Source organism: Shewanella sp. (assembly GCF_047975355.1).
GTDB lineage: Bacteria > Pseudomonadota > Gammaproteobacteria > Enterobacterales > Shewanellaceae > Shewanella.
This window is the reverse complement of sequence record NZ_JBKEDJ010000041.1, coordinates 11,881-37,342: the sequence shown is the minus strand read 5'-3', so window position 1 is coordinate 37,342 and position 25,462 is coordinate 11,881. Positions and strand designations below refer to the sequence as shown.

The following is a 25,462-nucleotide window of genomic DNA, read 5'->3' as shown; positions in this document are numbered from 1 at the left end:
AACAAAGGTGGCCGATGTGAGTCGCGCCAAACTGTACAGTGAAAGAATTCCAACTTATCGAATGTTATTTCAATCACCGCGGCCCCACGCGCCGTGATGTCAAACTGAGTATTGGCGACGATTGCGCCCTAGTGCAGCCCGCCGAAAACAAGTCTATCGCCATCTCCTGCGATACCTTAGTCGAAAATGTTCACTTCTTCCCCGATATTCCTCCTCAAGCCTTAGGTTACAAAGCTTTAGCCGTGAACCTTTCCGATTTAGCAGCTATGGGGGCTGAGCCTGCGTGGATGACACTCGCGCTCACCTTGCCAGAGGTTAACGAGGCGTGGTTGAGTGGTTTTAGTGAAGGACTGTTCGAAGCGGCGGAATACTATGGTATAGCCTTAATTGGCGGCGACACCACTCGCGGCCCAAGAGCCATCAACATTACCGTGCATGGACAAGTGCCGCAGGGTAAGGCTCTGACTCGCCACGGCGCAAAAGCCGGTGACTGGATTTATGTGACCGGCACGCTCGGTGACTCGGCATTGGGGCTCGACTTGATCCGCGGTGTGCAACACGCGCGTGCGGAGCATAAAGAGTTCTTAATTAATCGACATTATCGTCCGACGCCACGAGTGCTAGCGGGTCAGTCATTACGATCTTTAGCATCTAGTGCTATCGATTTATCCGACGGTTTTATCTCCGATATTGGCCATATCCTTAAAGCATCACAGGTTGGTGCTGTTATTGATGTTGGTTTGATTCCGTTATCCCGCGCCATGCAAGATACCGTGAGCGAAGAGCATGCCCTAGGTTATGCGCTAACGGGGGGCGAGGATTATGAGTTGCTCTTTACCGTGCCAGAGGCACAAAAAGGTGCGTTAGAAACAGCACTGAGTCACGCAGGAACTAAGTTTGTGCGGGTTGGGCAAATCTGCGCGGGCAGTAAACTTAAGTTGCAACTCAATGGTGAGCCGTTTACGCCGCCATATCATGGCTTTGAGCACTTTTAATGAAGTTGTTATCCCAAGATCAGGCGCTGTCGCGCCTGTCTCTTAAAAATCCGATCCATTTTTTAGCATTAGGCTTTGGCAGCGGTTTAGCGGCTAAGGCACCCGGCACCTTTGGTACCTTGGCGGCCGTCCCGCTCTATTTGTTGTTGGCGCAATTGCCCTTGAGTTGGTATTTAGCCGTGACCTTAGTGTGCGTACTCGCGGGGATTTATATCTGCGATAAGGCTGCGAAGGACATGGGCGTACATGACCATGGCGCAATTGTTTGGGATGAAGTCGCAGGTCTATTAATCACTATGATTGCGGCACCAGCCGGAGTCCTCTGGTTAGTCGCTGGTTTTGTGCTGTTTCGTCTCTTTGACATTATCAAGCCTTGGCCAATCCGTTGGCTCGATGCTAAAGTCGAGGGCGGTTTTGGCATTATGATTGACGATGTATTAGCGGGGATTTTTGCGCTGATTGGCGTGCAAGCCCTTGCAGCTTTTATGCTTTAGCTGAACGCTATTCCGATGTCATCCAGCAGCCTTTAGAGAAAACTAAAGGCTGTTTTTGTTTAAGCGTTGTTTAGTGGGGATGTCTTGGTTTGACAATAAAGAGATCGGTTCGCAGCTTGTTGATGATGTTTCGAGCCGCATTACCTTTTAATGCACTCAACATGCCTTTGCGTTCTGCGCTGCCCATTATCAACATATTAACGTTGAGCCTGCGTGCTTCAGTGGAAATGGTATCTTCTGGCAAGCCTTCTTCTATGTGTAGATTATGGGTATTGAGATTATGCTGCCGCGCTACCGTCGTGAGCCTTGCCTTATATTTTTCTCGCTCAGAGACTTGCTCTTGCGCCTGATGATTGAAGCTCATATAGAATGGATCGGGTAAATAGCTATTGATTAAGTGCAGATCATTCGAGAGTAGGCTCGCAATCCGTTTGCTTTCTTCTATCAGGGTTTTATTAAACTCAAGGTGTGTGATGTTTTCATTGTCGAGTTCAAGTGCCGTGAGTACGTGGCCGTTCTCATGCCAATCTTCAAGATCCACAAACATTACAGGAATATGGGGTAACCGTAACAATTGCCATTCATCTGCAATTAAAAATTCATTAAAAAAGGGTGGATAGAATTTATGACTCACTATGATGAGATCATAATCTGACTGGCTACATTCATTGACAATAGCATTGTGCATTGAGTGGGATAGACATTCTTTTATACGGATTGGATATTGTTTACCGGGATAAGCCAAGATGGGCTTTCGCCTGTCATCGGGCATGCTCTTAGATTTATCTCTATGAAATAAAAGGTTAAGATTAAAATTATGAGTACGTTTTACCTTGAGAACCGTCAAGGAGGCATGGCATTTTCTTGCCAAGACAACTGACTTTTTGAGAACGGCATTAGGTGGAACGGAATCATCGACCGCAGCGAGAATGTGCTGAAAAGACATGTTCAACTCCTATTGACCTGAGAGGTAATTAAGTCTAGGAGAGTAGGGCTTATTAGAAAATATTAAATATCACTATTAAATTTGCAATCTAGCTAATAATAATCTAATAGAAATTTATTTTTAAATTTCAGTTGATTACACTCAGCTTGTCGAGGACTTTCGATTATTTTTATATAATCACTTCGATTGATATACGAATATATTTGCAAATTTAGGTTTCGATAAGGCGTACAGCTTAATTGTGAGTTGAATATAATCTTTAATTATTAACTGTAAAATATTAATACTTTTAGTTTGTTAGCATTTAAGCCTTCAATTTTCAGCCATTAATAAGGCTCTGCTGGAGCCTTATTAACATGTAAGCCTGAATTTACAGTTTAGTCCGGCTACTACTGTAACAACTCCCGCGCATTGGCTAAGGTGTTGCTGGTAATCGTATCGCCACCGAGTAATCTGGCGAGCTCTTGGATACGTTGCTCCCTATCTAAAGGCGTCATTGAGGTTTCAGTACTTCCCGCCTTGTTGAATTTATTCACAAACATATGCTGATGACCATTACCCGCAACCTGAGGTAAGTGGGTCACACATAGCACTTGAGTCGATTCGCCAAGGCTACGCAGCATTCGCCCAACTACGGCTGCAGTGGGGCCAGAAATCCCCACATCCACTTCGTCGAAAATCAGAGTCGGGGTGGCAACCTTTTTCGCGGTAATTACTTGGATCCCTAAGCCAATACGTGACAGTTCGCCGCCTGAGGCAACCCTAGATATAGGTTGTAACGGCTGGCCTGGGTTGGTGGTAACCATAAACTCTATATTATCGCTACCATTCATCGACATGATTTCTGGGTTGAAATTTACTTCGATAGTGAACTTCCCCTTAGGCATGTTGAGCTCATGGATAGATTGGGTCACTAGCTTATCCAACTCTTTTGCATATCGGGCGCGACTCTGACTCAGCTTTTGCGCATTAGCTAGATAGGCCGCTTTACTGGCTTCCACTTGGCGTTGGATATCTTCTAGCTTATTCTCATCATCATCGAGGGTGGTGAGTTCGGCCTTGAGAGCTAAATGATGCTCTGCTAGTTTGTCAGGGCTGACATGGTGCTTTCGTGCCAACTGCATGGCCTTTGAGAGTCTTCCTTCTAAATAGGCAAAATGCGCCGGATCGAGCTCGAGTTTGCTAAGGTAATGTTGCAATTCGCCTGCACTTTCTTGTACTTGAATTAGGGCCTCATTCAACATAGTGCTGACATTGGTTAAGGCAGGGTCATAGCTTTGCAGATTTTCTGCAAGGCTGACAGCTTTATTCAGCAGCGACTCGATATTACTCTCTTCACCATCTGTGAGTAAAAACAGGCTCGCTTGACAGCTATCGACCAGCTCAGTGCCATTTGCGAGACGTTTGTGTTCCTGTTCAATTTCTTCAAACTCACCGACCTTGAGGTCGAACTCATCTAACTCTTCAACTTGATATTGCACCAGCTGTTTACGGGCGATACGTTCCTGCTGTGAGGCTTCTAATTGCTTGAGTTCGGCTTCAATTTGTTTACAGCGCTGATAACTTGCCGCCACTGTGTCTATCAGCAGCCTGTGATTAGCGTAGCTATCGAGTAAGGTGAGCTGATGCTCACTCTTTAACATCGCATGGTGGGCGTGCTGACCATGAATACCCACAAGCAATTGCCCTAGTAACTTTAACTGAGTTAAAGGGACGGGATTGCCATTGATGTAGGCGCGTGAGCGACCGTCACTACCAATGGTTCGGCGTAGAATACACTCATCATCGAGTTCGAGATCGTTATCTTCGAGCCAACGTTTTGCCAGAGGCACATCCTCGAGTGAAAATCGGGCACTGACTTCGGTTTTACTCGCGCCAGGGCGAACACTACTGGCATCGGCGCGGTTACCTAGGCATAGACCGAGTGCGTCAATGGCGATGGATTTTCCCGCGCCGGTCTCACCGGTAATGCTGGTCATACCGGGGCGAAAGTCCAGTTCAAGGAAACGTACGATAGCGAAATTATTGATGCTGAGTTGGCAAAGCATAGTGAGTTCCTGTCGAAAAACTTACCAAATCACTGTATTGATAAACAGTATATACTGATTTTATATACAGTAAAGTGGCTTTGGGTGAATATTCGACATATCGCGATAAGCTAAAGTCTAATCGATTGTTTATGAATAGGTTTTAACGAGCTGCTCCAAAATGGGTAAGCTGAAAAAGGTCACTATAGTGCCAAAGAGTATTCCTTGAGCACTGGTGGAGGCTTGGGTGTTATACCGTTGGGCCAGTAGATAGACGCTTGCCGCCGTGGGCAAGGCACTGAGGATGACGCCCATAACGAGATAATCGCCACTGACACCTACGCCTTTCAACATAAAGTAAACCAAGGCGGGTTGCAGGATGAGTTTAAACAGGTTGATAAGGCTGAGTTCGACGAAGTTTGTCAGGCTAAAGACCTTGCTATCTTTTTGATAACGCATGGCTTTAGCCAAGACCATGCCGACGGCAAAAAGAGCGCAGGGGCTGGAAGTATTGCCTATCTGCTGGATCATCATTGCCACACCAGCAGGCAAGGTTATCCCTAATGCTGAGATGGCAACCCCAATAAAACAACCTATCACAATCGGGTTTTTCACCACGGCTAACAGCATGATCACCGCGGCGTGATGTTGCCGCAGTTTATTGGTGGCGAGTTCTAGCGAGACCAGCGCCACGGCAAACATGAGCACGGACAATAAACTGGCAATTGCGGCGGCAACTAAGGCGCTTTGTTGCTGGGGAAATAAGATAATCAGCAGTGGAATGCCAATGAATGCGGTATTTCCAAAGGTGGCATTTAAGGCGCGAACCGCAGCGATGGCATGCTGTTTTGGATTAACAAGCAGGGAGATGCCGATACAAACAAGGTAAATCACCAGCATGGCGGCGCTGTACCCGGCGATAAATCCCCATTGTAGAATTTCTTCAATGGGTTGCTGCGCGAGTGCTATCAATAGGATGGCAGGAAACGCAATATAGTAAACATATTGATTGAGTACTTGGTCTGTTTCTACTGGAAGAAAGCGCAGTTTTTGCACTAGTGTGCCCAGTAGCATGATCCCGAAGACGGCAAACAGAGGGGTTAAAATGGTCATGTCCCTCATTCATCCTTTTGTGTTTCTTTCCCGCGGGATGACCTTATTTCCCTTAAAGCTAACAAGCGGACAAGGCGAGGTCATCAGGGAATATTCTCTCAGGTAATTGACAATAATCGGCGCTAGCGCAGTAAATTTGTTGGCAAAATAGCATAGCATTCCCCCTAGAGGCTATTGCGCTATGGTCGTAGAAGTGAATAATTCTACGTTTAAAACACAATGAGTTAGTGCGTAGCCTGAACGCAAGCACTCACATAAACGATTGGGATTGAGAATGGCTGATGATGTAGGCGGCGAGCTGCAATTAATTTATCTATTTGTGCATTTAGTGAATGCTGGGAGTTTTTCCCAAGCCGCTAAAGAACTCGACATGCCCATCGCCACTGTTAGCCGCAAGCTGGCCAAGCTTGAAGAAAAGCTAGATAAACAATTGTTTATGCGTAGTACCCGTAAACTGCGGTTAACCGAAGAAGGCTTGGCATTATTTCAACGTTATCAGAGTGTGATTGCCCAATTTGATGAACTCAGTGGCATTGGTAGCGATAAGCCTGAAGGGACATTGCGGATTGCCGCGCCAATTTCAATTATTTCCATCATCTTTATTCGCGCATTAAACGAGTTTGGTCGCTTATATCCCGATATCCGCTTGCACATCTCCCAAAGTAATGAGTTGGTGGATTTAATCGATAAAGGGATAGATGTGGCGATTGTGGGCGGTGCTCAGCCCGATTCCTCTTGGGTGTCGAGCACCTTAGGCGAGCTTGATTACCGCCTGTTTGCGACGCCGGAATATTTAGCCACGGCGCCTAAATTAACCCACCCCGATGATCTCGAAGCCCATCAGTTAATCAAGGTTTGGCCGCTGTTTAATTGGCATTTAAAGCACCCCAATGGCGAGTCGTTCTATTTTAATGGCCCGACAAAGTTAACACTTACGGATCTCCACGGCGCGATTCAAGCGACCTTAGATCATGGCGGCATTCTCTATGGACCAGAATTATTTGTAAAACAACAGATTAAAGACGGTCAGTTAAAAGTATTGTTGCCAGAATGGATAGGTGAGCAGCGCAGGATATCGATTCTGTATCACCAGCGGAGTCAGCAGCCGCAAAAGGTTAGGGTGTTTATCGAGTTTATGCAGTCTAAGGCGCCCGAGCTGTTTTCTATGGTGTAATCCCGTTAGCGTTTACGGGGTTTTAGCGGATTTTTACTCATGGAATTTTGGGTATGTTTCGCCTCTTGCAGACTCGCACGGGTGGCGGGCACTATACCCAGCTCAAGGTAGTAATTGACTAAACGGCGCAGTTCAAACAGAGAACCAATACGGCTTTGCTGACCTATGGTGAGTTTCCAGCTGTCGGTGCGACCTTCGCTATTAGTTAAAATAAATCCTTGGTAAACGAGTTTTTTCATATTGAATGGATGCTTGGCTTAATCCTATTCCTGAGGTGCAATTACGTAATAATGATGCTACCTAATAGTGAACCACTCTTAGGTAGCATGAACAACTTATGCGACGCTAATGCCGATATTCGATACACCCGCTTCGATAATCTCTTTGCGTAAACCTTTCACTAACTCGGCGGTGATCTTAGGATTTTCTTCGATGATTTCCAGCAGGGTATTTTGTAGTGCGCGCTCTTCTTCCATCACTTCATGGGCAAAGACATAGTCATCTAAGGCATCATCGGTCAAATCCACATCACTGATGGTCTCAATGTAGTTTGCCACTGTGCTTGAGGATAGCTTGCTGATATTGGTGATATCTTCTTCAAGGTTGGTTTGAATCGCACCAAGTAACGTCGAGAGGGCGACCACGGCATCCATCGCCGGGTATACGCCATAGCTATCAAAATCGGCGGGTTCTGGGGTGTTATCTTCTAAGCGCTGTAGATGTACGTCAATGTTGAATTTCAGCTTGTTGTCGTACTGGGATTGCCAAAGAAGATCAAGAACAGTGCTTAATACCGCAGGATCGCCAAACTCACAAACCTCTGAAAACAATTGATAGTTAGGTAACATTCGTTGGCAAAGGGCAATGGCAAAGAGTTTTTTCTGTGGTAGTTCTAGCGCCTTTAAACGCTTAAAGAAGCCCGTTTTTTTGGTCATCTGTTATTCCCGCTGATAGCTGTGATAGCACTTGTTTTGCCGCCGATTCTACCTTAGTTAGCTCATCAAGTAACTCTAGTATTTCCGGTTCGAGATCTTCGACACGGGCATCATGTTTCAATGCCGATTCAATCTCTTGGCATAATCGTTGTGTGGTCGGCACTCCGCAATAGCAACTGGCACCATGGAGCTTATGGATTGTGCTGAGCATAGTCGCTTGATCGTTCTGACTCAGCGCCATCTCTATCGCCGAGACAGTCTGAGGCAGCGAATCCAATAACATGCGCAACATATCTAACGCCAAATCCGACTTGTGGTTGGCTTGTGTTAAGCACAGATCCCAGTTGAGGGTGTGTAAATCGAAGTGGGTAAACTTGGGCCGGGTGATCCAGCGATTTATCTCCGCTTTCAGTGCGGCTTCATCGATGGGCTTAGGCAAGTAACCATCCATGCCACAGCCTAAAATCAGCTCACGCTCCTCGGCGATCGCATGTGCTGTCACGGCAATAATCGGCGTGTTGCGGTTCATCGACCCTTGGCGAATTTGCTTAGTGGCACTGATGCCGTCGGTGCCCGGCATCTGAATATCCATAAAGATAAGATCAAAGGTGCGGCTCTTGGCCTGCTTCACGGCTTCTTCACCGCTGTTAACGGCGATGACGGTAGTCACTAACTCGCTAAGTAGGGTATCAATCAGTTTTAAATTGGCAAAGTTGTCATCCACCGCTAATACGGTAAGTGACTGACGTGCGGCGGGGACTGTAATGCTTGCAGGCGGTAAAATGTCATATTCCATTGGTGGATAAAGCATATTACGCGCCAGTTGGTGCTCGCTCACGGGGAGCGACAGCACCACATCGGCATTGGGGCGAATAAACTGGCTTAACACTTCCTGCTCTTGGCAATCGAACAGCACGATTAAGCAATCCGTCTTGGCCTTGGCTTGGTTTAAGGTGCTGACTAATTGATTGGGATTGCTAAACCCATGGCAACTCAATAACACATAATCGAATTGATGCTCAGTGGTCGAGAGGGTCGTCAGCAAACTCGGAATGTGTTGATGGTGAGTGACCTTAGTATCCCATTGCTTTAACTGACGACTAATCACTGAATGGGTGAGTACTCTAGGCTCATAAAACAATACTGTCTTATCTTTGAGTTTTTCCAGTGGTAGCGAGTCGCCAATTTGGAATTGCCCTAAACCTAAGGGCAGGGTAAACCAGAAGTTAGAACCCTTATCCACCGCCGAGGTAAAGCCTATTTGGCCGCCCATTTGATTAATGAGGCGCTTAGTGATGACCAGCCCCAGTCCTGTGCCCCCAAAGCGGCGAGAAATCGAGGAGTCCGCTTGACCAAAGGCTTGGAAGAGGAAGTCTTGCTGACTGTCGTCAATCCCAATCCCAGTATCGATAACATCACAGCGCAACATCACTTGCTCATCGGTCTGGTTTTGTAACTCTAATTTGACTAACACGCTGCCTGAATCGGTAAACTTGATGGCATTTCCCACTAAGTTATTGATAATTTGGCAAACGCGCATAGCATCGCCGTTAACATTGTCGGGGACGTTTGGCGCAATATCGACAACTAACTCCAGCCCTTTAGCCTGGGCACTGCCGGAGATTAAAGTAATCGTCTCACCTAAGGTTTCTCTTAAGCCGAATGGCATATTTTCTAACACCATTTTACCGGCTTCGAGTTTAGAGAAGTCGAGAATATCGTTGATAATTGCTAACAGGTTAGTCGCGCTGCGCTCGATGGTATTAATGTAATCGACTTGGCTCGAGTGCAATGGGGTTTTTACCAATTGGCGGGCAAACCCTATCACCCCATTTAATGGTGTGCGCAGCTCGTGGGACATGTTAGCCAAGAACTCAGACTTAATACGACTGGCCTCCAGCGCGCGTTTTTTGGCTAAATCGAGTTCGACGTTTTGGATCTCAATCTGCTCTAAGGTTTCTCGCAGATCAGAGGTCGCCTGATCGATATTTTGCTGCATCTCATCGTGATATTCCGATAGCGAGCCCGCCATGGCGTTAATGCCGCGTTTCAGTAAATCCAGCTCACCGATAAGATTACCCTCTAGCCTAGCATCGAGCTTACCCTCGCGGATCTTGGCGACCACCCGCACCATTTCGGTAATAGGCTGGGTGACATTTTTTACCAGACGAAAGGTAAACAACAGGTTTAATTGCACCCCAATCAAGACGATAATAAAGGCAGCCACGGCGGCCCTGTGCTGTTCGAGGAGTGCCCGCTCCTTATTGATAATCACCGAGATATAGCCGAGTAACTCGCCATTATCGGTTTGGATATCAAAATTGACGGGCTCGCCAGCCGCAGGTGGCGCGGTTGCAAAAATCGGCGTTCGTAAGATAAGGCTATCGCCCACATGTTCGATTTCGGTTTTGTGCAGATTGGTTAGCGCCTCTTTATAGCGCATGATCTCGAAGTCTTTGTGGTAATGCGATGTGACAAACAGTTGATTCTGAATGTCAAAAATGGCAATGGATTTAACGAGTGTGGATTTATTGAGTTGGGCGGCGGCAAGGAGTCGTTTCGTCGCTTCCCTGTCATTACCCACGAGTCCGACTTCGCTGGCAATTGCCAATGGCTCGATAATATTGCTGCCCTGTTCAATCAGCGTATCTTCGAGTTCATAAAAGCGATTTATGGTAAAGTAGCTGCCCAGCAGAATACCGACTAAGATCGTCGGCGCAAGCGCTAGTACCAGAACCCAGGAACGTAAGCTGTATTTGGTCATGTTGTTGACAGGGTTCATAGCCGCAGCGCAGTTTCCTAAATTCTAGGGACGATATGATTTTATAAGACTGCCAGAAAAAGGGCGGTCTTTACCAGTTTTTTATTGATTTAGAGGCCGAAATGGCACAATTTTTTAAAGCAAAACCAAATAGTTCCAAGCAATTGTCCGCGAAGCAGTCCTTTAGTGTGTATCAGCTCGATCATCTAGGGGCAGGTATAGCACAACATCAGGGAAAAGTCGTATTTATCCCCGGCGCCTTGCCAAATGAAACCGTACAGGCGCAGCTGACCGAACAAAAGAAAAACTATGCCCGAGCTAAGCTCATTAAAGTTGAGACGCCAAGCGCAGAGCGAGTATCGCCTTTATGCCCTCATTATCAGAGCTGTGGTGGCTGTGATTTACAACATATGTCATTAACTGGGCAGCGCGAGCATAAGTCGGCTGCATTGGTTGATATTATGGCCAAATTTGCCGGCGCCGAAGGTAGCTCTGTGCCTGCATTGACGGACGAAGGCTGGCACTATCGTCGCCGCGCCCGCCTTGCGACCCTATTCGATAAAAATACCAAACAGTTGAGCTTAGGATTTCGCGCATCGAGCAGCAGCCAAGTCGTGCCCATCAACGCCTGTTTAGTCTTAGCTAAACCTTTATCCGATTTAATTGCCCCATTTGCCAAGCTGCTTAACCAACTCTCGGCCAAATCGAGCCTTGGGCATTTAGAGTTAATTGACGCCGACAACGGCCATTTTGCGGTGATTCGGATCACTAAATCCTTAAACGATAAGGACATGGCAAAGCTTGCACAGTTTGCCGAGCAGCATCAAATCCATATTTGTTTGCAAGACAACAACGGCGAGTTTCATGGCGTGAATGGCACTCTGCTATTGCCCGTCTACCAGTTGCTCGATGATAAAGCCGATGCAAAGCCTGTGAGTCTCACCTTTACCCCTGGCAACTTTGTGCAAGTGAATGCGCAGATTAACAAGGCCATGGTGGCGCAGGCGTTAGACTGGTTAGCGCCGCAGCCGGGTGAGCGCATTCTCGATCTCTTCTGCGGTATGGGTAACTTCAGTTTGCCCTTAGCCAAAATGGGCGCCGAAGTGATTGGGGTTGAAGGAGTGCCAGAAATGGTCACTCAAGCCCGTGAAAACGCGGCGGCAAATGGTTTAAGCAATTTAACCTTTTACCACGGCGACCTAAGTGCCGATTTATCCTGTGAGCCTTGGATGGGTAAGATTGACAAATTGCTACTCGATCCCGCGCGCGCGGGGGCGTTCGAGAGTTTGCAATGGCTTAAAAAGATGAAGCCCCGCCAAGTGGTGTATGTCTCTTGTAATCCGGCGAGCTTGGCCCGCGACAGTGCGGTGTTGCTCGAGCGTGGTTACAAGTTACAAAAGTTAGGTTTAATCGATATGTTCCCGCAGACACATCATATCGAAGCCATGGCCTTGTTTGAGCTTACAAAATAAGGTGCATCGCTTGGACAAGGTTCCATCATTTGCCACTTTATTCGAATGTAAAGTAAGCAAAGCGTTTGAATAACGTAAAAAATGTGAAGTTTCGTCTCGTTGGGTTTGACAAGTACGTGCCAATGCTGAAGATAGGAGTGCCGAGGTGGTGCCACTTTTCTCTGAGCACGAATAAGGAAATAAATTAAGATGGTCTCTGTTCGCGAAGCGCACTTTAATGATCCCGATTTTCATCTTGAAGATTGGGTGGCTCGCTATGTCAGTCATGCCGATGAAGCGCAAACCATACTCGCCCTGATTGAGCAGGTCGATGCCTTACCCGCTAAGAGTCCTGCCGCGAAAAGAGAACTGCTCGAACGTGCCCGCGAGATGATCGAAATCCTCGCGCCATTGAATATGGATATCGAGACGCTGCAAGCGGCTATCCTGTTTGTGGTGTTTGATGCGGGCTTATTAAACGAAGAGGCGATCAAAGAAAAGTTTGGCGAGTCCCTCGCGCGTTTAGTCGCCAGCGTCGTGACCATGGATGCCATTGGCGCGTTAAAAATCAATCCCAATAGCCGCTCAACCGAGCCGCAAATCGACAATATCCGCCGCATGTTGCTGGCGATGGTCGAAGACGTGCGCGCCGTGGTGATTAAGCTTGCCGAGCGTGTCTGTTTGCTGCGCGCCGTGAAAAATGCCGATGAAGAAACCCGCGTCTTGCTGGCCCGCGAAATTGCCGACATCTATGCGCCGCTCGCTAACCGTTTGGGGATTGGTCAGTTAAAGTGGGAATTAGAAGATATTTCCTTCCGATATCTGCATCCAGATACCTACAAGGACATTGCGAAACAGTTAGACGGTAAGCGGTTAGATCGCGAAGTCTATATCGAAAAATTTGTTGAGCAGTTGCAGCAACGCCTCGATGAGGATCATATCCGCGCGAAAGTGTATGGTCGCCCAAAACATATCTACAGTATTTGGCGCAAGATGAAGGGCAAACACCTCAAGTTTGATGAGTTGTTTGACGTGCGCGCCGTGCGGATTGTCACCGAGCGTTTGCAGGACTGTTACGGCGCCTTAGGGGTAGTGCATACACTTTGGCACCATATTCCGCGCGAGTTCGACGACTATGTGGCCAACCCTAAACCTAACGGTTATCAATCCATCCATACCGTGGTGGTGGGGCCGGAAGGTAAAACCGTTGAAATTCAAATTCGTACCCAAGATATGCATGAAGATGCTGAACTTGGGGTTGCCGCGCATTGGAAATACAAAGAGGGTAATCACTCCGGCAAACAGAGCGGCTACGAAGAAAAAATCAATTGGCTGCGTAAAATTCTGCAATGGCAGGAGGACGTGGTCGAAAGCGGCAACTTGGTTGAAGAAGTCCGCAGCCAAGTGTTTGAAGACCGAGTCTATGTGTTCACCCCAAGCGGTGAGGTCGTTGACTTGCCGCTCGGCTCAACCGTGCTCGACTTTGCCTACTATATCCACTCGCAGGTTGGCCATAAGTGTATCGGTGCCAAGGTCGATGGCCGCATTGTGCCGTTTACCTATCAGGTTGAAACGGGCGAGCGCATCGAGATCATCACTTCGAAGCATCCGAATCCTAAGCGCGATTGGCTCAATCCAAACTTAGGATATATCCGCACATCGCGGGCGCGCTCGAAAATTCAGCATTGGTTTAAGCAGCAAGATCGCGATAAAAACATTATCGCTGGTAAAGAGATGCTCGAAGCCGAGCTGGCGAGAGTCAGCCTTAAAATCAAAGATGCCGCCATTGCCGTTGAGCGCTTTAATATGGCGAGCATGGACGACTTGCTTGCCGCTATCGGCGGTGGTGATGTGCGGTTACATCAGGTCGTTAACCATATTCAAAGTAAGTTGCGCCTCGATGAAGTCAGCGAAGAAGATGCGGTTGAAGAATTAGTTAAAAAGAGTCATCCGAAATCTGGCACTAACAGCCGTGGGCAGGTGGAGGTGAATGGTGTGGGGAATTTACTCAGCCATATCGCCCGTTGCTGCCAGCCCGTACCTGGTGACGAGATTTTAGGTTTTATTACCAAAGGACGTGGCATTTCGGTACATCGCTCCGACTGTGAGCAGGTTAAAGAGTTGATGCGCGTTCACCCAGAGCGTGGCGTTGATGTAGTTTGGGGCGAGAATTACTCCGGCGGTTATCGCATGCGTTTGCGAGTCTTGGCCCATGATCGCAGCGGATTATTGCGGGATCTCACCTCGGTACTCGCCGCCGAAAAATCGAATGTGCTTGCCATGAGCTCTTCATCGGATATTAAGAATCAAACGGCGGCCATCGAACTGGAATTAGAGTTATACAACCTCGATGGCTTATCGCGGGTATTATCTAAGCTCTCCCAAGTCGATAGCGTGATAGAAGCGCGCAGATTGTAACTTTCTACTCTGTGATTATGAGTTGTAAAAAAGCGGTAGGGCATAAAGCGCTACCGCTTTTTTGTATTTTGGGGATTGAAGGAGAAAGAGGGAAGGTTAGTATCGTCAAATGACTTATTTGTTCCACACTTAAAAGCTTTTACTAGCTCAGACCTGATCTCACAGCAACCTTAAGGCTAGGGCCTGCTTAATGCTTAAATAGCTCTTCATCGGTGCCAGACATCGCAACGAAAAGGGCTTCAAAGAGATCGTTAATCATCAAAGCTTCCTCACCTTTCGCAGCTTTTGCTATGGAATTAAATTCACGGATTGTATCCATAGTGATGGGGGTTGTCAGTATCGCTTGAGCTCGTGCCAAGTAGGTATTTGGGGTATTCATTAATATTCCTTATATCTGTAAACTTACCATGCATAAGCCGATAAAACAGGAGTTATAGGGCTAGAATCGCTTTAATTTCGTCCCATTGATGGACTATATAGAGCTGTTCAGTTATTCAAAATCTTAAATCACACTTCGCTGAATTTTTGATACGGGAGTTAGCTGTAAGCCACACAACTAGCACTGGAGGTATGTGCGACGAGTGGTCGTATTAAGTTATTAAAATGTAATGGATACTCCAATTGTTGAATGAGTTTGAGTAAATAGTTGGATCAAACAAACGAAATTATAGAAGACCTTATGACCATTCATATCCCTACTGTTTTTTTAATGATCATTACTGTTAGTGGGACGCTGGCCCTATCCGTTGGCTGGGTTACACGTGCAAAAGAAGATAGGGAGTTATTGCTATGGACTGTTGGATTATTTTTACAAACGCTGACATACATTTTATTTTTTTTTAGAGATCAAATACCAGTTTTGATATCGGTATTACTGGCTAACATCGTTCTTTCCGCTAGTTACTCATTTTTTCTTGCTGCAATTGTTGCTTTTCAGGAACGTCGATTATCTATCATATGGTTCTTCGCTCCTCCGCTGATTTTAGGTGTGATTTTCTTTTTTCTCATGGATAGCATTAGTGCGCGGATCATCGTGAGTGGAGTGATTTTTGCTACTCAAAGCCTTTATATTTTATTCTCTTTGCTCAACCGCCAACACAAGGTCGTTGGCAGAGGTAAATATTTAATGGCGACCGGATTATTGGTCACAATTATTGTATTAGCCCTCCGAGTTGCAAGTGTAATATCCAATCCTGACGCTATTACAAGCATGTTGCATCAAACCCCCAACCAAGTGGTAACGTTTCTAGGTGTGTTTATCACACTTATTCTGATGACAAATGGTTTCTTGGTGATGAATAAAGAGCGTGCCGATTATCGCATTAGGATGATCGCAATGACCGATCGACTGACAGGCATTTGGAATCGTGTTCGATTAGAAGAAGAGGCTTTGCTCGAAATTGCGAAATTTGAACGTTATGGCCATCCGATTTCATTAATAATGCTGGACTTGGATAATTTTAAACAAATTAATGACAAGTTTGGCCATGTCATTGGTGATTTAATTCTGAAAGAATTCTGTGCAGTTGTAAAAAATTGCATTCGCACAACCGATATTCTAGCTCGCTGGGGTGGCGAGGAGTTTGTGGTGCTTTTGCCTAACAGTGGATTTACCCATGCAACTTCTTTGGCTGAACGGATTCGAGTGGCTGTAGAAAATCATGAATTTAACCATGGTTTGCGGATTACAACGAGTGCGGGTTTTTCTACCTGCTACCCTACGGACTCTTGGGATTCATGGCTAGAACGTGCAGATAAAGCGCTATATCGCGCTAAAGCATCGGGTCGAAATTGTGTTAAAAGCGAATATTTCCCCAAAAATGAAGTGCAAAAAGGACTCTCTAAGACAAACTTGGTTCAACTGGTTTGGCGCAGCGCTTATGAATCGGGTAACACTTTGATTGATTCTCAGCATCGGGCACTCTTCGAACATGCGAATGCGCTGTATCAAGCGGTACTAGAGAACAGTCCAAAATCACAAATTTCTTCATTAGTTGTCTCATTGATTTCTGATGTAGAGCAACATTTTAGGGATGAAGAGTTGATTTTCCAGATGAGTGATTATGCGGAATACCAACATCATCAGCTGCTGCATAGACATTTGGTTAACGAGTCAAAGGAATTATTTAAGCGTTATCAGGATGATGAGTTGAGAGGCAGTGAACTAGTGCATTTTTTCATGTACGAGGTCGTTTCATTGCACATCCTGATTGAAGACAGAAAATATTTTTCTTCGATTACTATGTGAAGTAATTTGTCAACTTGGATTAATTACTTTAGCTCTTGACTGGGAAATCAAAAGGGAAGGGCGCACAAACTTGTCAGTTTGCGGACATTTTCGAGTTAAAGCCCTCACTCTAACTGGTCAGTTTAGGATTAAAATCATTCAACAACCTTATGATTTGAATACGACTTATACTTAATCAGCTTTTGTTGGGTAGTCGTGGGTTACATCACACGTAGTGTAACGATGAAAATGTCTAGATCAGAAAGTCCGTTCGCTATTCTCCATCGACAACTTTTTAACTCGTTTGGGAGCATAACCTCCCAACTAGTTAGTTATCTGAGCCCCAAATAGCACTTAGGGCTCGGCTACTTTATCATGGTTGTGTTATCGGCCTTTGTTGCAACAGGAATCTGCTTGAGTGTACTCCTGTTTACTCATCCTGCGCATTGGCTTGTGTCGACCTTATCTTGAAAGGATATCAGCATGACTTCCCATACCACGCCTTCTTCCACTACTGAGCTTTCAGCAACAGAGCTATCCACAAAAGAACTTTATTCAAAAGTGCCATCAAACGAGCTTCCCTCAACAGCACTTTCTGCAACCGATGTTGCGCCGCTACTGAAGATAATGGAGAAGCTGCGCGATCAGCAAACGGGTTGTCCTTGGGATAAGGCGCAGACCTTTCAAACCATAGTGCCTTTTACCCTCGAAGAGGCCTATGAGGTGGCCGACACGATTGAACGTTTAGCCCTAGACGAACTGCCCGATGAGCTGGGGGATTTATTATTTCAAGTGGTGTTTTATTGCCAGTTGGGGAAAGAGCAGGGCAGGTTCGATTTCAGCACAGTTGTCAATAAAATCACCGACAAACTGACCCGCCGTCATCCCCATGTGTTTGGTGAAGCCATGTTTGAGGCCGATGCTAGTAGTCAGCAAATGAAAGCCAATTGGGAAGCGATAAAAGCGGCCGAGCGTGAGCAAAAGTCTCTGGCGGCTGGGGTGACTTCTCCAAGCGAGGTGTCTGTGCTTGATGATATTCCGCGCGCGCAGCCAGCGTTATCCCGTTCAATCAAAATTCAGCAGCGGGTCGCGCGTGTTGGGTTCGATTGGCCTGAGCTTGAGCCCGTTGTTGCAAAAATCCATGAAGAAATTGATGAAGTGCTGGCGGAGGTGAATCAGCCAACGCTTGACCAAGCCAAAGTGCAGGCCGAAATGGGCGACTTATTATTTGCAGTGGTGAATTTGGCGCGTCATTTAAAGGTGGACCCAGAACAAGCGCTACGCCAAGCCAATGTTAAATTTGAACGCCGTTTTAAAGGTGTTGAGGCATTTGCAAGACAAAATAATAAAGCATTAGAAGAACATAGCTTAGAAGAGTTAGATGCCTACTGGGATAAGGTTAAACAGGGTGAGCCAAGATAAAGGGCAAATTATCCGGATTGGTGTTTGTCGAATGGCAACACCTTTGGTATACTACTGCCCCGTCCTAGTGCTTTCTTACAAGCACGTATTTTCAAACTCATTTTCTCAGGTTCAGCATGACTACAAGGTATATCTTCGTTACTGGTGGTGTGGTTTCATCACTAGGTAAAGGCATTGCAGCCGCTTCATTAGCCGCGATTTTAGAGGCCCGTGGTCTCAATGTAACCATCATGAAACTGGACCCATACATTAACGTTGATCCAGGTACCATGAGCCCAACGCAACATGGTGAAGTGTTTGTGACTGAGGACGGCGCAGAAACAGACCTTGACCTAGGCCACTATGAGCGTTTCATCCGCACTAAGATGAACCGTCGCAATAACTTCACCACAGGCCGTATTTACGAGGAAGTATTACGTAAAGAGCGTCGTGGTGATTACTTAGGTGCGACGATTCAGGTGATCCCACACATCACTAACGCGATCAAAGAAAAAGTGATTGCTGGTGGTGAAGGTCACGATGTGGCTATCGTTGAAATCGGCGGTACTGTTGGTGATATCGAATCACTGCCATTCCTTGAGTCTATCCGCCAATTAGGCGTTGAACTGGGCCGCGATCGTACTCTGTTTATGCATTTAACCTTAGTGCCATTCCTAGGTGCTGCGGGTGAAGTGAAAACGAAACCGACTCAACATTCAGTCAAAGAATTGCGTTCTATCGGTATTGCACCAGATGTGTTGATCTGCCGTGGCGACCGCGCGATTCCTGCCAACGAGCGTGCGAAGATTTCGTTATTCTGTAACGTTGAAGAACGTGCGGTTATTTCATTAAAAGACGTCGACAGCATCTACAAGATCCCAGCGCTGCTGCGCTCACAGGGTTTAGATGACTTAGTGGTTAAGCGTTTTGGCTTAGAATGCCGCGAAGCCGACTTGTCTGAGTGGGAAAACGTAATTTACCAAGAAGCCAATCCAAACGGCGAAGTTGTGATTGGTATGGTAGGTAAATACATCGAACTGCCAGACGCCTATAAGTCAGTTAACGAAGCATTAAAGCACGCTGGCCTTAAAAATCGCGTATCTGTGACTATCAAGTATATCGATTCACAAACCGTAGAAGCGAAAGGCGATGAAGTTCTGCAAGGTTTAGACGGTATCTTAGTTCCAGGTGGCTTCGGTGAGCGCGGTGTGGAAGGTAAGATTCAGGCGGCTAAATTTGCCCGTGAAAACAATCTGCCCTATTTTGGTATCTGTTTAGGTATGCAAGTGGCGCTGATTGAATTTGCCCGTAACGTTGCAGGCATGACTGATGCGCATTCAACCGAATTCAATAAAGAAACGCCATTCCCTGTGGTTGGTTTAATCACCGAATGGGTTGACGAAGAAGGTAACGTTGAACAACGCCATGAGGCCTCTGACTTAGGTGGCACTATGCGTTTAGGTGCACAGTTATGTCACCTGCTTGAAGGTTCAAAAGCCGCTCAAGCATATAAAGGTAACAGCTGTGTTGAGCGTCACCGTCACCGTTATGAGGTGAACAACAAGTACAGAGAACGTTTAGAACAAGCGGGTCTGGTATTTAGTGGTTTATCTTCTGACCGTAAACTGGTTGAGATGATCGAGCTGAAAGATCACCCTTGGTTTGTTGCGGGTCAATTCCACCCAGAATTCACTTCGACCCCACGCGATGGTCATCCATTGTTCGAAGGTTTCGTTGCTGCCGCAAGTGCACATCAAAAACGTGATCTGAAGAAATAAATTTTAAGGCCGGACCCGCGACAGTAGGCCCGGCCTTTTGTTACACTCAGGCCGCGTAATCATGAGTCAAAACTCATACCCATGTGTATAAACGACATGCGTAAAGACGGAAATGGTAAACGGAATATAAAGATTTTGGTCGTACTCTACATCTGTTAATTCCCATTGGTATTGGTTTTTTCTTTTCTCTTTTAAACTTAAATCGAGGGTAATATGGCTAAGATTATTAACGTGATTGGTCGCGAGATTATGGATTCTCGTGGGAACCCAACAGTTGAAGCCGAAGTGCATTTAGAAGGTGGTTTTATCGGTATGGCGGCTGCGCCATCTGGTGCATCTACCGGTAGCCGCGAAGCGCTGGAACTGCGTGATGGCGACAAGAGCCGTTATTTAGGTAAAGGTGTATTAACTGCTGTGGCTAACGTAAACGGCCCTATCCGTGCAGCGTTAATCGGTAAAGATGCGACTGCACAAGCTGAGCTTGATCAAATCATGATCGACTTAGACGGCACTGAAAACAAAGACAAGTTAGGCGCTAACGCGATTCTAGCTGTGTCTTTAGCAGCGGCTAAAGCGGCTGCAGCATTCAAAGGCATGCCTTTATACGCTCACATTGCGGAACTAAACGGCACTCCAGGCCAATACGCTATGCCAGTGCCTATGATGAACATCCTCAACGGTGGCGAGCACGCTGATAACAACGTTGATATCCAAGAATTCATGGTGCAACCTGTTGGCGCGAAAAACTTCCGCGAAGCTTTACGTATGGGCGCTGAGATTTTCCACACGCTGAAGAAAGTTCTGCACGGTAAAGGCTTAAGCACTTCTGTAGGTGACGAAGGTGGTTTCGCACCTAACCTGTCTTCAAACGCTGATGCATTAGCGGTAATCAAAGAAGCAGTTGAATTAGCGGGTTACAAGCTGGGTACCGACGTGACTCTGGCATTAGACTGCGCTGCTTCTGAGTTCTACAAAGACGGCAAATATGACCTGTCTGGCGAAGGCAAAGTATTCGATTCAAACGGCTTCTCTGACTTCCTGAAGTCACTGACTGAGCAATATCCAATCGTATCTATTGAAGATGGTCTGGACGAGTCAGATTGGGATGGCTGGGCATACCAAACTAAGATCATGGGTGACAAGATCCAATTAGTGGGCGACGATTTATTCGTCACTAACACTAAGATCTTAACCCGTGGTATTGAGAACGGCATCGCTAACTCAATCCTGATCAAGTTCAACCAAATCGGTTCATTAACAGAAACCTTAGCGGCTATCCGTATGGCAAAAGCGGCGGGTTACACTGCGGTGATTTCACACCGTAGCGGTGAAACTGAAGACGCCACTATCGCCGATTTAGCGGTAGGTACTGCGGCTGGCCAAATCAAGACGGGTTCACTGTGCCGTTCTGACCGTGTTGCTAAATACAACCAATTGCTGCGTATCGAAGAGCAATTAGGTGAAAAAGCGCCATACCGCGGTTTGAAAGAAATCAAAGGTCAGGCGTAATTTAGTCGTCTGATGTAAAAAGGCCACCACTTGGTGGCCTTTTTTGTTGTACTATCTGCAGTATATTTTTTTAATTCAAGATACTGACGCTAATTCCTCCATGAAATTCTTTGTCATTGCACTCATAGTGCTTCTCGGTTTGCTGCAATATCGGCTGTGGTCGGGCGATAACAGCCTGCCCGAATACTTTGTTCTGCAAAAACAGATCGCGGCTCAACAAGAAAGTAATGCAAAACTCAATGAGCGTAATCAAGTGCTTAAAGAAGAAATTATCGATCTTAAGAGCGGTACCGAAGCGATTGAAGAGCGGGCACGTAATGAACTAGGCATGGTGAAAGAAGGTGAGACCTTCTATCGCGTGGTAGGCGGTGACCGTGCAGTATCGAGTCCCTCGCAGTAACGGAGCGCCTATGGATACAGTATTAGAGGCCATACCGTTGGTCGAAACGCAAGTCGCAGCCCAGATTGATCTTTTCTCACCTAATGTGGTGGCGATTGTGCCCGCAGCGGGGATTGGTAGCCGCATGGGCGCAGGTAAACCCAAGCAATATTTAACCTTGTTGGGGCAAAGCATTCTGGCGCATACCTTGGACAAGTTATTGTCCCATCCGCAAATTAACCAAGTGATTGTGGCGCTGCATCCTGAGGATACTGAGTTTGCCGCTTTGCCACAGGGCAAGCATCCCAAGCTGGTGACTGTGATTGGCGGCTCTGAGCGCGCCGACTCTGTGCTGGCGGCGCTCGATAAGGCGCCTGATTATGGTTGGGCTTTAGTTCACGATGCGGCCAGGCCCTGCCTGACGGCGCAAGACATAGATAAATTGCTGGCATCGCGGGTGCAATTTCCCCAAGGCGCGATTTTGGCAATGCCTGTTCGTGATACCATGAAGCGTGCCAATAGCTTAGGGGAAATTAGCTCGACTGTTTGCCGTGATAATCTCTGGCATGCCTTAACGCCGCAGCTGTTCCCAACTTCGTTATTACGAATACATTTAAAAGCCGCGCTTGCCGCAGGCGCCGTTGTGACCGATGAAGCCTCGGCGATGGAGTGGGCGGGCATTTCCCCTGGTTTGGTCGCGGGGCGGGCGGATAACATTAAAGTCACCCATCCCGATGATTTGGAGTTGACAGAGCTTTTTTTACTGCGCGCGAATGCTTGAAGGCAAGCTGATTGAATTGCGCAATTTATTAAATACGTTAGGAATTAAGTAATGAAAATCCGAATCGGCCATGGTTTTGATGTCCATAAATTTGGTGAAGCGCGTCCGTTAATTTTATGTGGGGTCGAAGTCCCCTACGAAACCGGGCTGGTGGCTCATTCCGATGGTGATGTGGTGCTGCATGCCATTTCCGATGCCGTTTTAGGGGCGATGGCCCTTGGGGATATTGGTAAACATTTCCCCGATACCGATGCTGCCTATAAGGGCGCCGATAGTCGCGTCTTGCTGCGCCATTGTTATGCGTTAGCGCGGGCGAAGGGATTTGAGCTGGGTAATCTGGATGTCACAATTATTGCCCAGGCGCCTAAGATGGCGCCGCATATCGAGGATATGCGCCACGTGTTGGCAGCCGATCTTAATGCTGACATTGCCGATATCAACGTTAAGGCCACCACCACCGAAAAACTCGGGTTTACCGGCCGTAAAGAAGGCATTGCGGTCGAAGCCGTTGTATTACTCAGCCGCCAATAGCCTGAAACTTTAAGAGATAAGAAAGACCCATGAGCGAACTACATTACCTGTACGGCAAACCGACGGGCACCGCAGATTTAAGAACCGTTAACAGCGACTTTATCGTGAAAGAGATTTTGCCTTTTAGCCCGTCGGGCGAGGGCGAGCATCATTTAGTCCACATTCGTAAGGATGGGCTGAATACGGTGCAAGTGGCTGAAATGCTGGCGAAGTTCGCTAAGGTTCATCCCAAAGAAGTGACCTATGCCGGACAAAAAGATAAAAATGCCATCACAGAACAGTGGTTTGGCATTCGTATCCCAGGTAAAGAAACCCCGGCGTGGAGCGAGCTTAACAGCGAGCGCTTAACCATTTTATCCAGTAGTCGCCACAGCAAAAAACTGCGTATTGGCGCGCTCTTGGGCAACCGTTTTATTCTTACCCTGCGCAATGTCACAAACGTGGAAGACATTATCAGCCGCATCGAAAAAGTTAGCCAAATTGGTGTGCCTAACTATTTTGGTGAGCAGCGTTTCGGCCACGATGGTAAAAACCTCGTGATGGGACGGCAAATGCTGGCGGGCAAAAAGGTGAAAGACCGTAATAAGCGCAGCATGTATCTGTCTGCGGTGCGCTCCAATCTGTTCAATACCGTTGTTTCCTATCGTTTGGCGAATCATGGCACTAAACCCTTAGCGGGGGATTGCGTGATGCTGGCGGGTAGTAAGAGCTTTTTCGCCACGCCAGAATGGGACTTAGTGGTATTAAAGCGATTAATTGAAAAGGATATTCAGCTTTCTGCGCCACTCTGGGGCCGCGGGAAAATGCTGCCGCAGGGCGAAGCCGCCGAGGTTGAAACCCTCGCCATGGCAGAGCTGAGCGAAGATTGCTACGGCCTTGAGCACGCGGGGCTTGAGCAGGAGCGTCGCCCATTGCTGCTTGAACCTCAAGGCCTTAAATATGAGCAAACCACGGATGGATTAGTGCTCGAATTTATCTTACCTGCGGGCAGCTTTGCGACATCACTGTTAAGAGAGCTAGTTGATTATCAAGATGTGAAAGAGCTGCAATGGCAAGCGACAGTCTCATCTGATACGAATGCAGCTGAAACAAACACAGCATCAGAAACCGATTCAGCAGAGGCCATTACAACCGATAAGGGCGAGTCAGCTTTATGATCCGCATCCTAGTCAGTAATGATGATGGTGTGAATGCGCCAGGGATCAAAGCCTTAACCGAGGCGCTCGCCGAAATCGCCACTGTTATGACGGTCGCGCCCGATCGTAATTGTTCCGGCGCAAGTAACTCTTTAACCTTGACTAACCCATTAAGAATTAATAGGTTAGATAATGGTTATATTTCGGTTCACGGTACACCCACGGATTGCGTTCACTTAGCCATACGTGAGCTTTGTGATGGTGAACCGGATATGGTGGTATCGGGCATTAATGCTGGCGCGAATATGGGTGATGACACTTTATATTCGGGCACAGTAGCGGCGGCGATGGAGGGGCGTTTTTTAGGTTTCCCCGCCGTTGCGATTTCGCTTAATGGTAAGGCATTAAAGCATTATCACTCTGCGGCTGTGTATGCGCGGCGGATCGTGCAGGGGCTGTTAGCGCACCCGATTGCGAGCGATCAGATCCTCAATATCAATGTGCCCGATTTGCCGCTCGATGAGATTAAAGGGATCAGGGTGACGCGCTTGGGTGCACGGCATAAGGCCGAAGGCATAGTGCGAACGCAAGATCCTGCGGGGAAAGAGATTTTTTGGCTTGGCCCACCGGGTGTTGAACAAGATGCAAGTGAAGGAACGGATTTCCATGCGATTGCCCATGGTTATGTATCGATCACTCCCTTAACCGTGGACTTGACCGCGTATAGACAATTATCGGTATTGCAAGATTGGGTAGATAAAATATGACTCGAGTTGCCTTAACATCGGCGGTGAATTTAGCTAAAAAGCTTCAGGAGGCGGGGATCCGCCATCCAGCCGTTCTTAAGGCAATATCCCATACCCCGCGCGAGTTGTTTCTTGATAATGCGCTGGCCCATAAAGCCTACGAAAATACCGCCTTGCCCATAGGTCAAGGGCAAACGATTTCTCAGCCTTATATCGTGGCGCGTATGACAGAGTTACTGCTGCAACATCAGCCGCAAAAGGTGCTCGAGGTAGGAACGGGCTCTGGCTACCAAGCGGCGATCCTCGCGCAATTAGTGCCTGAATTGTGCACCATTGAGCGTATTAAAGGTTTACAGATCCAAGCGAGGCAAAGATTAAAGCGACTCGATCTGCATAATGTGTCATTTAAATATGGCGATGGCTGGCAGGGCTGGCCGAATCGCAGTCCCTTTGATGGCATTATGGTCACTGCGGCAGCGGCTAAGGTTCCCGAAGCTTTGTTGTCTCAGTTAGCCGAAGGGGGCGTGCTGATCATTCCTGTGGGGGAGGAGACGCAGCAATTGATGCGCTTTACCCGTCACTCGGACCGTTTTAGTTCCGAAGTGATAGAAACCGTCAAGTTTGTTCCCTTGGTCAATGGCGAGCTCGCTTAAGTTATTC

At 47.1% G+C, this 25,462-nt stretch carries 22 protein-coding genes; 15 read left to right on the top strand and 7 right to left on the bottom strand.

From position 1 onward, the window contains the following. Positions 1–38 precede the first annotated feature (38 nt). Both thiL and ACK5NH_RS12600 read left to right on the top strand, forming a co-directional pair. Complete coding sequence (gene thiL / locus ACK5NH_RS12605; RefSeq protein WP_416920553.1) at positions 39–995, top strand: thiamine-phosphate kinase; 957 nt, start codon at positions 39–41, stop codon at positions 993–995. Then, positions 995–1,489, top strand: coding sequence for a phosphatidylglycerophosphatase A (locus tag ACK5NH_RS12600; protein ID WP_416920551.1), 495 nt, complete (start codon positions 995–997; stop codon positions 1,487–1,489). The genes thiL and ACK5NH_RS12600 overlap by 1 nt, the downstream gene beginning before the upstream one ends. 70 nt (positions 1,490–1,559) lie before the next feature. Here ACK5NH_RS12600 and ACK5NH_RS12595 read toward each other — a convergent pair whose 3' ends face one another. The 3 genes from ACK5NH_RS12595 to ACK5NH_RS12585 all read right to left on the bottom strand — a co-directional run bounded on the left by ACK5NH_RS12595 (position 1,560) and on the right by ACK5NH_RS12585 (position 5,575). After that, a complete protein-coding gene (locus tag ACK5NH_RS12595) occupies positions 1,560–2,435 on the bottom strand; it encodes a universal stress protein (protein ID WP_416920549.1) in 876 nt (291 codons plus the stop codon). 389 nt (positions 2,436–2,824) lie between these two features. After that, a complete protein-coding gene (recN, locus tag ACK5NH_RS12590; RefSeq protein ID WP_416920547.1) occupies positions 2,825–4,483 on the bottom strand; it encodes a DNA repair protein RecN in 1,659 nt (552 codons plus the stop codon). A 129-nt stretch (positions 4,484–4,612) separates the two neighbouring features. Beyond that, complete coding sequence (locus ACK5NH_RS12585; protein ID WP_416920545.1) at positions 4,613–5,575, bottom strand: AEC family transporter; 963 nt, start codon at positions 5,573–5,575, stop codon at positions 4,613–4,615. 274 nt (positions 5,576–5,849) lie between these two features. Here ACK5NH_RS12585 and lldR point away from each other — a divergent pair, with 274 nt between their 5' ends. Then, entirely contained in the window at positions 5,850–6,749 is a 900-nt protein-coding gene (gene lldR / locus ACK5NH_RS12580; protein ID WP_416920543.1) for a LysR family transcriptional regulator LldR, read from the top strand. Positions 6,750–6,754: 5 nt separating this feature from the next. Here lldR and ACK5NH_RS12575 read toward each other — a convergent pair whose 3' ends face one another. The 3 genes from ACK5NH_RS12575 to barA all read right to left on the bottom strand — a co-directional run bounded on the left by ACK5NH_RS12575 (position 6,755) and on the right by barA (position 10,466). Then, positions 6,755–6,988 carry a DUF3319 domain-containing protein gene (locus ACK5NH_RS12575; RefSeq protein ID WP_416920541.1) on the bottom strand — a complete coding sequence of 78 codons (234 nt, stop codon included), beginning with the start codon at positions 6,986–6,988 and terminating at the stop codon, positions 6,755–6,757. A 96-nt stretch (positions 6,989–7,084) separates the two neighbouring features. After that, positions 7,085–7,684, bottom strand: coding sequence for a YjaG family protein (locus ACK5NH_RS12570; protein WP_416920539.1), 600 nt, complete (start codon positions 7,682–7,684; stop codon positions 7,085–7,087). Further along, positions 7,659–10,466, bottom strand: coding sequence for a two-component sensor histidine kinase BarA (gene barA, locus ACK5NH_RS12565; protein ID WP_416920537.1), 2,808 nt, complete (start codon positions 10,464–10,466; stop codon positions 7,659–7,661). The genes ACK5NH_RS12570 and barA overlap by 26 nt, the downstream gene beginning before the upstream one ends. A 101-nt stretch (positions 10,467–10,567) precedes the next feature. Here barA and rlmD point away from each other — a divergent pair, with 101 nt between their 5' ends. Further along, positions 10,568–11,917 carry a 23S rRNA (uracil(1939)-C(5))-methyltransferase RlmD gene (gene rlmD / locus ACK5NH_RS12560; RefSeq protein WP_416920535.1) on the top strand — a complete coding sequence of 450 codons (1,350 nt, stop codon included), beginning with the start codon at positions 10,568–10,570 and terminating at the stop codon, positions 11,915–11,917. Between the two features lie 189 nt (positions 11,918–12,106). Beyond that, entirely contained in the window at positions 12,107–14,314 is a 2,208-nt protein-coding gene (relA, locus tag ACK5NH_RS12555) for a GTP diphosphokinase (RefSeq protein ID WP_416920533.1), read from the top strand. A gap of 187 nt (positions 14,315–14,501) precedes the next feature. On the opposite strand, the gene ACK5NH_RS12550 is transcribed toward relA, so the two are convergent. Beyond that, entirely contained in the window at positions 14,502–14,693 is a 192-nt protein-coding gene (locus ACK5NH_RS12550) for a hypothetical protein (protein ID WP_416920531.1), read from the bottom strand. A gap of 300 nt (positions 14,694–14,993) precedes the next feature. On the opposite strand from ACK5NH_RS12550, the gene ACK5NH_RS12545 reads away from it, so the two are divergent. The 10 genes from ACK5NH_RS12545 (at position 14,994) to ACK5NH_RS12500 (ending at position 25,455) form a co-directional block, all read left to right on the top strand. Beyond that, positions 14,994–16,562 carry a diguanylate cyclase gene (locus ACK5NH_RS12545; RefSeq protein WP_416920529.1) on the top strand — a complete coding sequence of 523 codons (1,569 nt, stop codon included), beginning with the start codon at positions 14,994–14,996 and terminating at the stop codon, positions 16,560–16,562. Positions 16,563–17,024: 462 nt separating this feature from the next. Continuing rightward, positions 17,025–17,963 carry a nucleoside triphosphate pyrophosphohydrolase gene (gene mazG, locus ACK5NH_RS12540; protein ID WP_416920527.1) on the top strand — a complete coding sequence of 313 codons (939 nt, stop codon included), beginning with the start codon at positions 17,025–17,027 and terminating at the stop codon, positions 17,961–17,963. A gap of 116 nt (positions 17,964–18,079) precedes the next feature. After that, positions 18,080–19,720: a CTP synthase gene (locus ACK5NH_RS12535; RefSeq protein ID WP_416920525.1), complete on the top strand. Its 1,641-nt coding sequence runs from the start codon at positions 18,080–18,082 to the stop codon at positions 19,718–19,720. 213 nt (positions 19,721–19,933) lie between these two features. Continuing rightward, positions 19,934–21,229 carry a phosphopyruvate hydratase gene (gene eno, locus ACK5NH_RS12530; protein ID WP_011621904.1) on the top strand — a complete coding sequence of 432 codons (1,296 nt, stop codon included), beginning with the start codon at positions 19,934–19,936 and terminating at the stop codon, positions 21,227–21,229. A gap of 100 nt (positions 21,230–21,329) precedes the next feature. Continuing rightward, positions 21,330–21,629, top strand: a complete 300-nt coding sequence (ftsB, locus tag ACK5NH_RS12525; RefSeq protein ID WP_416920523.1) for a cell division protein FtsB — start codon at positions 21,330–21,332, stop codon at positions 21,627–21,629. Between the two features lie 10 nt (positions 21,630–21,639). Further along, a complete protein-coding gene (ispD, locus tag ACK5NH_RS12520) occupies positions 21,640–22,389 on the top strand; it encodes a 2-C-methyl-D-erythritol 4-phosphate cytidylyltransferase (RefSeq protein ID WP_416920521.1) in 750 nt (249 codons plus the stop codon). A gap of 51 nt (positions 22,390–22,440) precedes the next feature. After that, entirely contained in the window at positions 22,441–22,920 is a 480-nt protein-coding gene (gene ispF / locus ACK5NH_RS12515; protein WP_416920519.1) for a 2-C-methyl-D-erythritol 2,4-cyclodiphosphate synthase, read from the top strand. Between the two features lie 29 nt (positions 22,921–22,949). Further along, positions 22,950–24,077, top strand: coding sequence for a tRNA pseudouridine(13) synthase TruD (gene truD / locus ACK5NH_RS12510; protein ID WP_416920517.1), 1,128 nt, complete (start codon positions 22,950–22,952; stop codon positions 24,075–24,077). Beyond that, positions 24,074–24,823, top strand: coding sequence for a 5'/3'-nucleotidase SurE (gene surE / locus ACK5NH_RS12505; RefSeq protein ID WP_416920515.1), 750 nt, complete (start codon positions 24,074–24,076; stop codon positions 24,821–24,823). Before truD ends, surE begins: the two co-directional genes overlap by 4 nt. Beyond that, positions 24,820–25,455: a protein-L-isoaspartate(D-aspartate) O-methyltransferase gene (locus ACK5NH_RS12500; protein WP_416920513.1), complete on the top strand. Its 636-nt coding sequence runs from the start codon at positions 24,820–24,822 to the stop codon at positions 25,453–25,455. The genes surE and ACK5NH_RS12500 overlap by 4 nt, the downstream gene beginning before the upstream one ends. Positions 25,456–25,462 lie beyond the last annotated feature (7 nt).